This window comes from uncultured Flavobacterium sp., from assembly GCF_951805225.1.
Classification (GTDB): domain Bacteria; phylum Bacteroidota; class Bacteroidia; order Flavobacteriales; family Flavobacteriaceae; genus Flavobacterium.
On record NZ_OX638201.1, the window covers coordinates 1034626 to 1048903 of the forward strand.

Sequence of the window (14278 nt, forward strand, 5' to 3'; positions counted from 1 at the left end):
ATTTTTCGCTCGCCATTTTATAGCTCAGAACAAAAAATTAATGAAACTAATTTTTTGGAAGCACTATATGTGGCCTCGCCGGCATTTTATGAAGAATTTCGAAAACATCTTAATAAACCTATTACTGATAATAAGGATCTAAAGAAAATCAATAATTCGTTATACAAATATCAAAGTCGTGCAAGTAATCGCTGCACACCATTTGGTTTATTTGCAGGTTTGAGTATTGGTAATTGGTCTGATGAAAACAAGATTGTACTTAATAAAGATTTAAGTAAAACCTTGAATAGAAGAACACGTCTGGACATGAATGTTCTTTTTTGGATCGCGCAGGAAATAACAAAACAATCTTTTATAAAACCTCATTTAAGATATTTTCCTAACGCAAGTATTTATTTAGTTGGCGATACTTATCGTTATATTGAATATTATTATCTTAATAACCACCGTTTTCATAAATTAAATAAAGTTGATTATTCGCCTTATTTGGATCTTATTTTAGAACAAAGTAAAAACGGATTAAATCAGGATGAACTGGTTGATTTATTGATTAATGACGAAATTAGTTTTGAAGAAGCCAATGATTTTGTTGAAGAAATAATTTCTTCACAATTGCTTATAAATGAATTTGAACCAACAATTACCGGAGAAGATTATTTCTCGAGATTACTCGAAAATCTGGACAATATCTTTAAAATAAATCCTGGAAATGAGCTAAAACATTTAATTAATTTGTTGGATTCAGTCGATGAATTAATCGAAATTAATGATGCATCAATTTTCAATTCTATTGATACGTATAAAAGCATACATCAAAAATTAAAAATCATTCTGCCGGAATTAAGCGAAACAAATTTGTTTCAAATTGATTTGTATAAAGAAGCTGAGACTGCGACTTTGAATAAATCAATACAAACACAATTACAGAATGCGATTTCGTTTTTGAATAAAATTACGCCACCGGAAATAAATTCAAATCTTGAGAATTTTAAAACCAGATTTGACGATTATTACGAAGGCAAGGAAATACCATTATTACTGGCATTAGATACAGAAACTGGAATTGGATATCCGCAAAAAGACAACGATGGAATTAACGATTTAATCGATACTATTTATGCAGATGTAGCAAGCAAGAAAGAAGAAATAAAATGGGATTCTGTACAGCCGCATTTACTGAAATTAATTATTAGCAGCATTAAAGAGAATAAAAAAGTTATTGAAATTAGCGAATCAGACTTTAAAGGAATCGATTTTTCAGATTCATTATTGACTTCTTCGTATTCAATAATGTTCAAAGTACTTAATGCCGAAACTAATAAAATTGCGATTTCGGGTACAGGTAATAGCAGCGCCATAAATTTGTTAGGGAGGTTTGCCGGAGGAAGTAAAAAACTGGAAAGTATTGTAAAAGAAATTGCAGTATTTGAACAACAACAAATGCCGGATAAAATCCTGGCAGAAATAGTGCATTTACCCGAAAGCAGAACCGGAAACGTTTTGTCACGACCAGCTTTTCGCGATTATGAAATTCCTTATTTAGCAAAAAGTTCTGTTGATGACGAATTTCAGGTTAAAATGGAAGATTTAGTGCTGAAATTAAGAGACGATAAAATTATTTTATTCGACAATCGTCTAAAAAAAGAAATTATTCCCCGTATGGGAAATGCACACAATCACAGCAATAATAGTTTACCGTTATATCATTTTTTAGGCGATTTACAAACTCAATATTTTACAAAAACAGCTTTAGGTTTTAATTGGGGAGTTTTAACGAATCAATTTAGCTTTTTGCCAAGAGTCGAATATCAAAATACCGTTTTATCTCCGGCAACATGGCAATTAAAAAAGCATGATTTAGAACCATTGCAAAATAAAACAGCAACAAATATTGAAAAACAAAAGCTCTTTTTTGATTTAAAAGAACGAATTGAATTGCCAAACAAGTTTTTAGTAATTGAATATGATAACGAATTATTGATTTCATGCGATAATCCAATTGCGGTTGACACCTTTATAGATCTTATAAAAAATAGAAATCAATTGACCATATTTGAATATTTATTCGAAAAAGATTCGGCATTAATTAAAGACACAGAAGGAGCAGAGTTCACAAACGAATGCATTGCAATTGTACTAAATGAAGCGACTAAAAAAGAATCGCCAAAAGTTATAGAAAAGAAAACTTTTGCAAGTAAACAAACATTTGGGATTGGAAGTGAATGGCTGTATTATAAAATTTATTGCGGTGTAAAAACAGCGGATTCTATTTTATCGGAAAAAATAAAATATATAACCGAAAAGCTTTTAAGCGAAAATAGTATTGATAAATGGTTCTTTATCAGATATGCAGATCCTGATATTCATCTAAGATTTAGATTGCATATTACTAATTTCGAAAAGTATGGCGAAATATTACAGCTCATAAATGCCGAATTAGAACCTTTATTAGACCAACATATTATATCTAAAATTCAAGTTGATACATACAAACGAGAATTAGACAGATATGGCGATAATAGCATTGAACTTGCCGAAGAATTATTTTATAATGACAGCGTATTTGTTACAGATATGTTGGAAATGATTGATGCTGATCATGGCGGAACAATTAGATGGCAAATGGCGATTCGATCCGTTGATGAATTTTTGAATGATTTTAAATTGACATTAGAAGAAAAATATAATTTGATAGAAATGCTAAGTAATTCTTTTTTTCAAGAACACGGTGGAAAACAAGAGTTGAAAACAGCTTTGAATCAGAAGTTTAGAACATTACGAAGTCAATTAGAAGATATACTTGATTCGAATAATGAAGAAGAAAAAGAATATTATCCAATTGTAGAATTACTTCAAATCCGAAGTCAATCTAATCAATTAATAGTGGATGAAATTCTAAAATTAAGAGATCAAAACGAGCTAAAAGTAAAATTGGGCGGATTACTTTCAAGTTTGTTGCACATGAATTTAGACAGACTTTTTATGGGACGCAATCGCACTAACGAGTTTGTTGTTTACGATTTATTGGCAAGACATTACAAAGGTAAGTTAGCAAGATTAAAATTTGATCGTAAAACTTCTTTAATAGATTCTGAACTTATGCAATTGCGTTAAAGTTAAAAAATTAAAAAAAGCCTTTCGTTTTGGAAGGCGCATCTTATCATTTTGATAAGAAAATATAAAGTATATAAAGATTTGGTTTTGTAATTATTTATTAGTCAGTAATTTGAGGTGTTTTGGAGTGGTTTGGCATAGCGTTTGTTTTTTATGGTTTTGAAATGAACTTATTGTCCCAAAACACCATCAAATTATTAGAAATATGAAAGCAAATAAAACAAGAAACAAAGAGATTACAAAACTTTATATGTCGAATAAATCACTGAAAAATAAAGATCGGACGATCAACTTAATGGTATTTTCTATCGTCTTTTTTATCGCTGTTTTACTAATCTCTCAAATAGTTTAGATAATATTTAATGTAGTTTATTTCAGAATGATAAAATTTTATTATTTTGGCAAAAACTTTTACTATATAATTTACTAAACCGAATACAACCAAACCATTATGAAAATTATAAACCCCATTATTGATCCAAAAATCAATCTAACATCGAAAAAAAGTTTCTTTTCAAGCTTATTTCAAAACAAAACAGAAGAACCTATTAATGCTACAATAGAAAAGCCAAATAAAGAAGTTCGTAAGAATAAATAAATTAAAAACCTCCAAATCAAACGACTTTGGAGGTTTTTTTTATTTTCTAAAATTATTTCTTTGCATATTGCCAGAATCTGCCTTTTCCTTCCGCAATCCATTCCAGAGATTGTTCAATTCGTTTTTGTCTTGTAGCATCAGTTTTAGCGTCGATTATCCAAACTAAATAATCTTTGCGATAAGCATCTGATTTCGATTCCCAAATCTCTTTTGCTTTTTTATTTGCGTTAAGCGCTTCAACTAAATAATCAGGCGTTTCGATCACTTTTGGTTTGTCAGATACAGGTTTTTCTTTTTTGATTCCATTCTCATTAATTGTCATTGCTTCTTTAAGGAGTGAAACCAAAACATCTTTTGATGGTAATTCAGACACAGATTTCAATTTATCCATGTAACCAAATTTCTTTCCCGCTTTTACACTTTCTGCGATTTCTTTGTCTTTTATAAATTCGGCTTTATAAATACTAAAGGAACAATGATTTTTGAAACCTGCAATCATACATAAATGATCGCCTTTATAAGAATAATGAGGCGTTCCCCATTTTATATCTTCCGCTGCATCCGGACAAGTTTCGTGAATAATTTGTCGTAAATATTCCAGAATTGGCTTCGCAAAACCTTCAGATTTTGCAATATATTCGTCTACTTTTGAATTTAATTGTGCCATTTTAATTTTGTTTTTATAATGGGAAATCCGCTGCTAAAGATAATCCGTATTTTTAAATTTCTCAAAATAATCACATTAATAAATGCAAAATAGCATTGATATCCAGATGGTTTTATTCAAGGTCTAATTTTTTTTATTAAGATATTCAAATGTTAATGGATAATTAAAATGTGAGATATTTAGCTTAGTTATGATACAATTTATATATTGTTTAAGTCTAATTAGTTCTTTTTCAGTTTTGTACTGTTAAATTTGATATATTTACACGAATAAATTAATTATATTAAGATGCAAGAAGGTACAGTAAAATTCTTCAATGAAGAAAAAGGTTTTGGTTTTATTACACCAAAAAATGGTGGTAGTGAAATTTTTGTTCATGTTTCAGGTTTATCAGAAAATATCCGTGAGAACGATGAAGTACGTTACGACGTAGCAGAAGGTAAAAAAGGACCTAATGCAGTAAATGTTGTGGTAGCCTAATACATTAGGACAAAGAAAAAAAAGCACCTGTCGAAAAACAGGTGCTTTTTTTTTGATGAAAAAACATTTAGATATACCTAGTTTTTATAATGGATTATTTGAAAACTTGATAGCGTTCAAATCAATAGTTTCAGGTTCCTGATCACTTATTTCAAATGAAACTTCGATTTCATTTTCAGATACAAATTTTATTGTTTTGCCACATCCGTGATTACAAGATTCTACAATTATGGGAAAATACAATTTTTTGTTTTTATCGTATCCGAGAATGTTATTTCGAAAATAACTGACAATTTTGAAAGAGTCATTTTCGATAAAGTCATTTTTATCATAGTTTCCATTAAATTTAAATAAATCTTCTGTATAATAAGTACTTGTAATAATATCAGGTGATTTTCCGTTTTTTGGCGCATTATCAGAATACCATTTATTCTCAAAATTTTTATAATAATTAATATCTTTTTCTTTTCCGGTTGGCGTGTAAATCCATTTGCTTTTGTTTGCAAACTCATACAATTCTTTCTTGATCTCAGGATTAGAATCCAAAATTTTATTTTCAGCAAAATCACCTTCAAGGGCTTCTCCGGATACTAAACTATGTTCCCCAATATATTGTAAAGTATAAAATTTTAGAGTATCCATATTTAACATTATAAAAATCAAATACTTACTAGGATCTCCATTGCCTAAAGGAGATTCCATAAACGAAAATAGAAAATAGTCTACGTTTTGAACCTTCTTTCTTACTCGACGCTTCGAATTAGAATCCATATATACATAATTGTAATCGCTTACAAGTAAAGTATCGGTCTTAATAAGTTGAAGTTTTTCTTTGTTTCTTTTATATTTTGAAGCTATCAGTACATTTTTATCACCATCAAGCAAAAATTCATCATCATCGCTGGCTTCGCTTCCTGATATTTCAATAGTCTCAGTATCATCCTCATTATTTATAGAGAATAAAGTTATTGTTTTATCAGTTACAGCTATTTTGGAGCTATCTTTTTTAGGAGTTGTATTTGCTTTATTATCAGCTTTTTTTTCATCATTCTTGCAAGAAGAAAAAGTAATAAGAGCTAAAAGAATTATGGCAAGTTGGTTTTTAATTGCTTTCAATTAATTGACAGTTTTTGGTTGATGGAAAGATAAAATTTATTTTATGATTTAAAAATAAAGTAGCCAAAGTCTTTTTAAAATTTTATAATTATTGCTTTAATATCTTGGAGTTGACAACTAAAATTTGCTAGTTTTACTTAAAAACAAATTGTGGTAAAAAAAGCACTATTCCTATTTCTTATTTCAATTCTTACAACATCGTGCAAACAAGAAATGAAAGAACCAATTAAAAAAATCCCCAAGGAAACTCAGAAAGTTGCTGAAGATAAAATTGAACCAGTAATTAATGATCAATTAACTGATTTTGTTGGATTATATGAATATGAAGATAAAGATAATCCAAAGGAAAGTCTTTTTCTGGTTTTGAAAATAGTTGACACTAAAAGCATTGCCAATTTTGAAGGATATGCGTGGGAAGAAAAAAATGAAAAAGGAGAAGTAGCTGAGAAAACATTAGCGGGATTACTTTACGGAAATACCGATTTGTTTCAGGATGTTAGAGAAGGTTATGCTCCGGGGTTTTTTGTTGCCAATGTACAAGTTGAACCATTTCGTAATACTGAATTAAAAGTAAGTATAGATGGAGATTCTTCGGCTATTTTCGAAGATCCTATTCCGCTAAGTATTAAATCAACCAAAGAAGCTTTAGCAAAAGGATATAAAATATGGGAAGTAACAGAAATGGATATTGCCAAAAATTTAATTTTTGAAGTAAAAAATTCTAATGAATTAATATTGAAATCTGATCTTGGTTCAGATGAAAAAACATTCAGTAAGACAAAATAATATTTAGAGAATTAAAATATGAACGAGCAACTTACTGAAATCATAAAGCAGGTTTATCATAAGAAAAACAGAAATCTCTTTACGTTTTTAACCGGCGCCGGAATTTCTGCAGAAAGCGGTATTCCGACTTATAGAGGAGTTGATGGAATCTGGGTAAAAGGAACGAAATTTCATAAACCGGAGGAATTTGGAACGTTTAAATATTTTAAAGAAAATCCCGAAGAAGTTTGGCAATATTCACTCTTTAGAAAAAAGATGTTTGAAAATGCGCAGACCAATAAAAGTCATCATGAAATTGCAGAAATTGAAAATTTGTTGCAAGACAGATTTCACTTAATAACTCAAAATATAGACAATTTGCACAGGCGTTCCGGTGTAGAAAGAATATACGAAATACACGGAAATAACAGAGAAATTAAATGCTCGAATGGTTGTAAAGAAATCGAGTTTTTGCCCGCAGAAATTGAAGGTAAAAACATAGATGAAGATCTCACAGAAAAAGATATCGAATTACTGAAATGCAAAGAATGCGGAAGTTGGATGAGATCAAATATACTTTGGTTTGATGAATATTATGATGAAAAGACAAACAAAAAATTCAGTTCTTTAAAAATAGCCAAAAACTCTGGAATTCTTTTTATTGTGGGAACATCCGGAGCAACAAATTTGCCAATGGCAATTGCAGAAACTACATTAAAATACGGAGGAACTATTGTTGATATTAATACTGAAGACAATTTATTTACAGCACTTATTAAAGACAAGAAAAATAAAATTATCATTCGGGAAACTTCAACCGAAGCTTTGAAAACAATTCGGGAAATATTAGAAAATATAACAAAAGAATAAACTGTTTTAAATGTAAAATTTATGTGCGAAACCGGAAAAGAAATTAAGCTTTGTACTTGCTTTCCAGCGACTATGAATAAGATTGTGCACCACAAAAATTCCAGAAAATCCAAAAATAAAAGGCGTAACGATTTTACTTGGACATTAAAAAGATGTTTGGGATTTAGTAACTCTACAATGGATGGAATGGGATATATGCCAGACGAGACTTTATCAGAAGATTTGACAAATGAAAAAATGCTTATTGATCTAAATAGCAGAAATTGTTTCGATTTTGATTATAAGCCTAGTGAAGGAGATAATCTCCAAATTTTTGGTCCGGAAATTTATGGGGGAAGACACTTATCTTTTATTTTTGAAAATGAAGAATGGATAGCTGATTCTTATTTAGCTTTCATGTATGAGCTGGAAAAAATAAACTATGGAAAAGTAACTTTTGAAGATAAAACGGAGAATAAAAATGATTAAAAAAATACTACTATTATTAATAACTTCTTTAATTATTACAAGCTGTAAAAATGAAAAAGAAGAGAATAAAGTTATAGTTACAAAAAGCGATAACAGTAAAAATTCGGAAGACCTTTTAGAAAAAGACAAAGATTCTAAAACCTTAGATTTACAGGATGAAAATAGCGAGGAACCACCTAAAGAATCACTTTTTAAATGCAAACAAAATGACAACGGTGTTTCAATATATGACGATCCTCTAAATAAAACATGTGTCTGTAATGAAAGCACCTTTGACAGCGCATATGAAATTTTTTATAAGGAATCACCGGATTACATTCAGCATAATTTATTAAAAAATTTGCCACAAGAAAATCACGTATGGAAAGCTGCCGATGCCGACGTTACTTATACTTGGATTTTGCAGGATACTTTAAAAATAAATATGTTTTTTCAAGGTGGCGAAAACAATTATGTGTTTTACAAAAACAGCGACGATAAAATGGAATACAAAGAATATTTATCGCTTCCTTAATTGAAATTTAATCGCAACTTAAACCATACAAATCTAATCCGCCTAGAAGTATCGTGTTGAATTTGTTGTTTTTTTGCTGAACCAGAACTCTTCTTTCAGGGAATTTACATTTTGACAGTTTTGAATTTTTCCCCCATAAGAAATCATCATTATAAGTAAAATATGCCGGACCATTATTAGCAAAAATTTTTACTTTGGTTGGATCGGTATCAAAATATCTATAAACCAAACTATCATCTATTTTTTGAATTTTATTTTGAACGGCATAATAATTCTTCCCGTAAGTTAGTTTTAATGGTTTGATGGAGCAGAGAAGAGGTTTACCATTTTTTGCGGTATCAAAATTTTTAATAGTCAAGCCAATAAAATTTTCTCTGCAATCGTCGATTCTGCAAACTACTTCATCGACAGTTACTTCTGAGAAACCTTTGGTTCCGTAAACATAGTATTTAGGCTCGATAATTTTCTTAATCTCTTTTTCTAATTCTTTACTTTTAATAAGCTGAACGATTCCTAAAGTATCATAATATTCGAACTTTCGTTTTTTTGCAGACCAATGATCATAAAAACCAGTTTCTAACGAATCGGTTTCGTTTATTGTGCGGTAGATTTTTTCGTATTCAGGATTTTTACCAGAATCAAATATTTCAACAACAATTGCTGTAGTATTATTTGCCAGATTGTAGACAGGATAAATCGTGTTATCTGTTATTTCTGCTTCTAGTTGTTTAGTATCGTTAGTCACATTTTGTAATTGAATATTCTTGATTTTGTTGTCTTTATCTTTACAGGAAATGAATAAGGAAAATGAGATAATGAATATTATAATAGTTGTTTTATGCATTGAAGACTTTTTTTAAATATTGTATGATTAAAAAAACAGAAAGATGATTAACAACAACCTATTATATCAACCGCTTTTTTTAGTTTTTTTGAATACCCAATATAAGTGGTATCTTCTTCTCCAAGTGAAATTATGAATAAAGGTCTTTTATCATTTTGACAATCAATAAAGGCATCATAATCTAGAAAATCGTCTTTTGATTGTCCAAAAATATCATCTTTTTTCATTTCATTTTTATCAGATACATTCTGAAATGATTCTTTACTTAATACGTCTTTAGCTTTAGTTAGAATATATTTTTCCAGTTCGGCATCACTTTTAATAAATTCTAAATCATAACCATTTATCAAATAATAAGTTTCGAATGATTTTTCATAAATCATTTCGCCAGCATTATTAAAAATTTGTAATACAGATGTGGTTTTGTTTATATTTCCTTTTGGAACATTAAATATAAATTTATCATCAGTCGATAAATCTGAAAATTTTGCAAAGAGAGAATCTCTAAACTCTTCTTTGAGTACAGTATTACTAGCATCATAATACACTGTTTCAGATGTTTTTACTACAGAATTCAAAGTGTCTTCTTTTGGTTCTATGTTTTTCAAACTATCACTTGCTATTGAAGCTTTTTCGGTTTGTTGTTTTTCAGCTCGATTGCAGGCATAAAAACATAAAATAGTAACAAGACAAATTAGAGTATTTCGAAGCATTATTGGCGATTGTATTTTGGTTATGGTTAATCCAAATATACAGAAGTATTTTAAAAAAAATCATCAGTTTTATAAAGATATTTAGTGCCTAATGGCACATTACAGCTCTTGATTTACATTATAAATAAAAAAAGGATATGCAAACAAGAATATAGTTGAGTGTTATATTTTCATTTGCATATTCAAGATAAAAAAGAAATTTTGCGGACACAAATATTATAAATAAATTTCAAACACGAATTGCACGAATTAGCACAAATTCTAATAAGTTAACCTTGTTTGTGAAATTAATTTCACAAACAAATTAGTGACAATTAGTGCAATTTGTGTTTTTCATATTTGTGTACACACGGTAGTTTATAGAGCAGTAATTTTTACAGAACTGGCTTTGTCATTAAAACTTCCTAAACAGCTATTATTTCCCGTTATTACAACAGATTCACCTCCATAATTATCGTTTTGATACATGGTGATTTTGTATCCGCTTTCTAATCGAACAGAAGACAAATCATCATTTACAATTCCGTAAGATTTTAGCTGAGCCAATGTATAATTACCAACAGGCAAAGCGATTGCATAACCTGTATAATTGCAATTTTGGTAAAGCGTTACAATACCTCCAGCCGAAGCATTGTATTTATTATCGGTATAAATGCGCGAAAGATTGCCTACGCCATCAAAATAATTATCAGCTAGTTTTGCAGGATCTGTTGCAAATTCGCCACCTTGTACAATCGCATCATTTCCATCATTCCATGCCCACGGAGCGTTTGCGCCGCCGGTTTTAAAATCATTTCCTGTAAATCCTCCGCCTGGACTAGAAAACAATTGTGTATTAAATCGTTGATCCCATAATCCGCCGCTTTCAAAAATATCGACAAGTTTATATTCCACATAATTATCATAATTATCAGCTGGTATTTGCGCCACTCCGCTTGAAGATGGATAATAGATAATTCCGTCTCCGTCAATATCGTGCTGCGGCCACGCTTTAAGACTATGGCCTTTAGAATCTTGTGCCGTAACAGGATGCAATTCTCCGTTAAAATCTCTCATTTGCAAAGTTCCGTCAATGCTTTCCAAACCGCTTACAAAAGAACTTCCGGACGGAACATACGAAAAGAAATCAGAGTGACTTACAGTAACCGCTCCTTTTAAAGTTCCATAAGTTGAACCATTTTTTTCTACAATCATTAATACACCTTCCAAATCATTTTCGTGCTGATCTAATGAATACAAAAGCGGATTATCTGTCCAATCTCTTGGAGAGAAAAAAGCATACGTAATGAACCAATGTGTGTTTGATTCTACTATCGAATAGTAACAATGTGCCGCTAAAGAATTGGCATAAGCCGGAAGATTATTCCAGTTGTTTAAGCCATTCCAGTCATTGTCGTAATTAATAGCCGTAAGATAATCTGATTTTCCTCCTTCGGAATACGTTCCTGTTGCATCTACATCTTTGTAATGAATTGGCGCCCATCTTCTTGCCAAATCAGAACTTGCAGCTGAACTCATTTTTTTGAAGCTTTTTTGTTCTTTTACCACAGCGGTAGTTTCTGCTTCGTCCAATGTCGTGTCCTGACAAGAGAATGTAATTGCAGATAATGCAATAATTAAGACTTTACTTAAAATCTTTTTTGGATTCTGTTTTTTCATAATTCTAGGTTTAATGGTTTATAATAGATTTAAATACACTGATTTTTATAAATTATGGATTAGCATTAGAAACTTGTTTTTGAATTATAATTCTTACTACTTGTAAGTACTGTAAAAGAGAAATCGTACTATCTGAAGGATATTATAATACCGTTAACAAAAAGTTAATAAGATTAAGATTATTTATTGCTTGCAAAGTCAGTAAAAGCGCTGAAGTATTTTAAGTAGATATCGCAGTTAGAATGGCGCGTGCATACAAGTTATAACCGTGATATTGGGAAGATTAAGATATGTTACCGATAAATTAAATTATGGTTAACTGGTTGTGTTTGATTCTATTTTAATGTAATTAATTCTCAAATTTACAAACGTGTCAATAAAGCATAAAACAATTTATTCTCTTATAATAGTACCTTAATAAACGTGCAAAACTACCTTATACCTTCAGAGATTTCATGGCTTTCTTTCAACAATTGTATTTTGGATGAAGCAAATGATGCCAATAATGCATTATACGAACGAATCAAGTTTTTAGCGATTCATTCCTCAAATCTGGATGAATTTTTTAGAGTTAAAATCAGAAAATTGCTGGTCAAAAATTCAAAGAAAAACAAAGATTTACTGGATAAGATTTTAGCCGAAATTAATCTTCAGCAAAATAGATTCGGAGCAATCTGGAACAATTCGATTGTGCCGGAATTATCGGCAAATAATGTAGTTTATTATGAAAATCAAGAGCTTTTAGAAGAACATTTGCATGAGATTGAATATTATTTTAAAAGTATTATTTTGTCTTATATTCAGGTAATTTATATAGCAGTAAACCTTCCAAAAACTTATTTTTTAAACAATAGAAGTTTATACTTTTTAGTCAAGCTAAAAGATTCGGCGGGCAATTATCATTATGCTTATTTAAATATTCCATCGGATAAACTGGATCGATATAAAAAATTGCAAAGTCTGGGAGATACACATTATATTATTTCGATTGATACTATTATAAAGAAATGTTTGTCACTAATATTCCCAACCGGAAAAGTAGTTTCATGCAATGCTATAAAGCTAAACAGAGACGAAAATTACCTTATAGAAGATGAAAATTCAGGAGATTTAATTGCAAAGATTGAAGCAAAAATCGAAGAACGAAAACGAGGTTCATCGACACGATTTTTGTACGATTATAATATGGATGCCGAAACAATTTCGGTATGTAAAAAAGCTTTCAGACTTCATAATAATGAAATGATAAAAGGAGGAAGTCATCACAATCTTTATGATTTATTTAAGTTTCCAAATCCTGTAAAACCAAATCTTCAGGGAGCAAATTATCCAGGTCTTCAACATTTGCCTTTTGAAAGCAATAAGTCGGTTTTTGAAATAATTGACAGACAAAACCAATTGCTTCATTTTCCGTATCAATCGTATTATTATGTGCTTCAGTTTTTTAATCAGGCAGCAATTAACAGAAATGTTCTTGAGATAAAAATTACTTTATATCGTATTTCATCAGAATCATTAATTGCAAATGCTTTGATAAGTGCTGCAAAAAATGGCAAAAAAGTAACTGTTTTTGTAGAAGTTAAAGCGCGTTTTGACGAATACAATAATTTATTCTGGTCGAGAGAAATGAAAAATGCCGGAATAAAAATTATTCAAAGTATGCCGAATTTAAAGGTTCATGCCAAAGTTGCAATGGTTACCATGAAAGATAAGTATGGAAACAAGAAACATTATAATTATATGTCGACGGGAAATTTTAATGAAAGTACGGCAAATATTTATTCTGATTTTGGATTTTTTACTTCCGAAAAAAGATATACAGATGATTTGAAAAAAGTCTTTGCATTCTTAAAAAGCAAGAAGAAAGCAGAAGCTCCAAAACATATTATGGCGGCAGGTTTTAATATGAAAGAGAAATTAATAGAATTGATTGATGACGAAATAAAAAACAAAAAAGAAGGAAAAGAAGCTTACATCTTTTTGAAAGTAAATGGAGTTGACGAAAAGGATATTATTGATAAACTTATTGAAGCAAGCAAAGCTGGTGTTGATGTAATCATGATCGTACGCGGAATTTGTACGTTGTTACCGGGAATTAAAAATGTATCCGAAAACATCGAAATTTACCGCATTGTAGATATGTTTTTAGAACATTCGAGAATATACAAGTTTGCAAATAATGGTCAGGAAAAAGTCTATTTGTCATCGGCAGATATGTTAAGTCGAAATTTAAACAGAAGAATAGAAGTTGCTTTCCCGATATATGATCAAAGAAATATCGCCGAAATAAATAAGATTATTGAATTACAATTGGAAGACAATACAAAACGCCGAAGTGTAAATAGCGAAGGAATTAACGAATTGGAAATCTTAGATTCCGAAATTCCTAGACGCGCTCAAACTGAAATTTATAATTGGATTGCTGAGAATAATAAAGAGGAATCTCAAGACTTTTAATTATCAAAAAACA

13 protein-coding genes are annotated in these 14278 nt (G+C 30.1%); 8 read left to right on the top strand and 5 right to left on the bottom strand.

From position 1 onward, the window contains the following. Nucleotides 1-54 precede the first annotated feature (54 nt). Together WN975_RS04440 and WN975_RS04445 are read left to right on the top strand one after the other, a co-directional pair. Entirely contained in the window at nucleotides 55-3114 is a 3060-nt protein-coding gene (locus WN975_RS04440; protein WP_337965413.1) for a lantibiotic dehydratase, read from the top strand. Nucleotides 3115-3565: 451 nt separating this feature from the next. After that, complete coding sequence (locus WN975_RS04445) at nucleotides 3566-3712, top strand: hypothetical protein (protein ID WP_337965414.1); 147 nt, start codon at nucleotides 3566-3568, stop codon at nucleotides 3710-3712. A gap of 52 nt (nucleotides 3713-3764) precedes the next feature. On the opposite strand, the gene WN975_RS04450 is transcribed toward WN975_RS04445, so the two are convergent. Next, the gene (locus WN975_RS04450) at nucleotides 3765-4379 is read right to left on the bottom strand and encodes a YdeI/OmpD-associated family protein (RefSeq protein WP_337965415.1); all 615 of its coding nucleotides are present in this window, start codon (nucleotides 4377-4379) and stop codon (nucleotides 3765-3767) included. A 288-nt stretch (nucleotides 4380-4667) separates the two neighbouring features. Here WN975_RS04450 and WN975_RS04455 point away from each other — a divergent pair, with 288 nt between their 5' ends. Continuing rightward, nucleotides 4668-4859 (top strand): cold-shock protein, encoded by a 192-nt coding sequence (locus tag WN975_RS04455; RefSeq protein WP_056194237.1) that lies wholly within the window; start codon nucleotides 4668-4670, stop codon nucleotides 4857-4859. Nucleotides 4860-4943: 84 nt separating this feature from the next. On the opposite strand, the gene WN975_RS04460 is transcribed toward WN975_RS04455, so the two are convergent. After that, entirely contained in the window at nucleotides 4944-5975 is a 1032-nt protein-coding gene (locus WN975_RS04460) for a hypothetical protein (RefSeq protein ID WP_337965416.1), read from the bottom strand. Between the two features lie 213 nt (nucleotides 5976-6188). On the opposite strand from WN975_RS04460, the gene WN975_RS04465 reads away from it, so the two are divergent. The 4 genes from WN975_RS04465 to WN975_RS04480 all read left to right on the top strand — a co-directional run bounded on the left by WN975_RS04465 (nucleotide 6189) and on the right by WN975_RS04480 (nucleotide 8592). Beyond that, nucleotides 6189-6761: a hypothetical protein gene (locus WN975_RS04465; protein ID WP_337965417.1), complete on the top strand. Its 573-nt coding sequence runs from the start codon at nucleotides 6189-6191 to the stop codon at nucleotides 6759-6761. Between the two features lie 18 nt (nucleotides 6762-6779). Next, the gene (locus WN975_RS04470) at nucleotides 6780-7610 is read left to right on the top strand and encodes a Sir2 family NAD-dependent protein deacetylase (RefSeq protein ID WP_337965418.1); all 831 of its coding nucleotides are present in this window, start codon (nucleotides 6780-6782) and stop codon (nucleotides 7608-7610) included. Between the two features lie 156 nt (nucleotides 7611-7766). Beyond that, the gene (locus WN975_RS04475; RefSeq protein ID WP_337965419.1) at nucleotides 7767-8078 is read left to right on the top strand and encodes a hypothetical protein; all 312 of its coding nucleotides are present in this window, start codon (nucleotides 7767-7769) and stop codon (nucleotides 8076-8078) included. Then, entirely contained in the window at nucleotides 8071-8592 is a 522-nt protein-coding gene (locus WN975_RS04480; RefSeq protein ID WP_337965420.1) for a hypothetical protein, read from the top strand. Before WN975_RS04475 ends, WN975_RS04480 begins: the two co-directional genes overlap by 8 nt. A gap of 7 nt (nucleotides 8593-8599) precedes the next feature. Here WN975_RS04480 and WN975_RS04485 read toward each other — a convergent pair whose 3' ends face one another. From WN975_RS04485 to WN975_RS04495, 3 genes are all read right to left on the bottom strand, one after another. Continuing rightward, a complete protein-coding gene (locus tag WN975_RS04485; RefSeq protein WP_337965421.1) occupies nucleotides 8600-9436 on the bottom strand; it encodes a hypothetical protein in 837 nt (278 codons plus the stop codon). Nucleotides 9437-9483: 47 nt separating this feature from the next. Continuing rightward, nucleotides 9484-10149, bottom strand: a complete 666-nt coding sequence (locus WN975_RS04490; protein WP_337965422.1) for a hypothetical protein — start codon at nucleotides 10147-10149, stop codon at nucleotides 9484-9486. A gap of 357 nt (nucleotides 10150-10506) precedes the next feature. Further along, nucleotides 10507-11808: a hypothetical protein gene (locus tag WN975_RS04495; protein WP_337965423.1), complete on the bottom strand. Its 1302-nt coding sequence runs from the start codon at nucleotides 11806-11808 to the stop codon at nucleotides 10507-10509. A gap of 423 nt (nucleotides 11809-12231) precedes the next feature. Here WN975_RS04495 and ppk1 point away from each other — a divergent pair, with 423 nt between their 5' ends. Then, entirely contained in the window at nucleotides 12232-14265 is a 2034-nt protein-coding gene (gene ppk1 / locus WN975_RS04500; protein WP_337965424.1) for a polyphosphate kinase 1, read from the top strand. The last annotated feature ends 13 nt before the right edge of the window (nucleotides 14266-14278 follow it).

Bases quoted from the DNA above. Each gene is read 5' to 3' on its own strand.
- WN975_RS04490 (WP_337965422.1), bottom strand. From the start codon at position 10,149: ATGCTTCGAAATACTCTAATTTGTCTTGTTACTATTTTATGTTTTTAT.
- WN975_RS04450 (WP_337965415.1), bottom strand. From the start codon at position 4,379: ATGGCACAATTAAATTCAAAAGTAGACGAATATATTGCAAAATCTGAA.
- WN975_RS04485 (WP_337965421.1), bottom strand. From the start codon at position 9,436: ATGCATAAAACAACTATTATAATATTCATTATCTCATTTTCCTTATTC.
- WN975_RS04445 (WP_337965414.1), top strand. From the start codon at position 3,566: ATGAAAATTATAAACCCCATTATTGATCCAAAAATCAATCTAACATCG.
- WN975_RS04495 (WP_337965423.1), bottom strand. From the start codon at position 11,808: ATGAAAAAACAGAATCCAAAAAAGATTTTAAGTAAAGTCTTAATTATT.
- WN975_RS04465 (WP_337965417.1), top strand. From the start codon at position 6,189: ATGAAAGAACCAATTAAAAAAATCCCCAAGGAAACTCAGAAAGTTGCT.
- WN975_RS04480 (WP_337965420.1), top strand. From the start codon at position 8,071: ATGATTAAAAAAATACTACTATTATTAATAACTTCTTTAATTATTACA.
- WN975_RS04470 (WP_337965418.1), top strand. From the start codon at position 6,780: ATGAACGAGCAACTTACTGAAATCATAAAGCAGGTTTATCATAAGAAA.
- WN975_RS04455 (WP_056194237.1), top strand. From the start codon at position 4,668: ATGCAAGAAGGTACAGTAAAATTCTTCAATGAAGAAAAAGGTTTTGGT.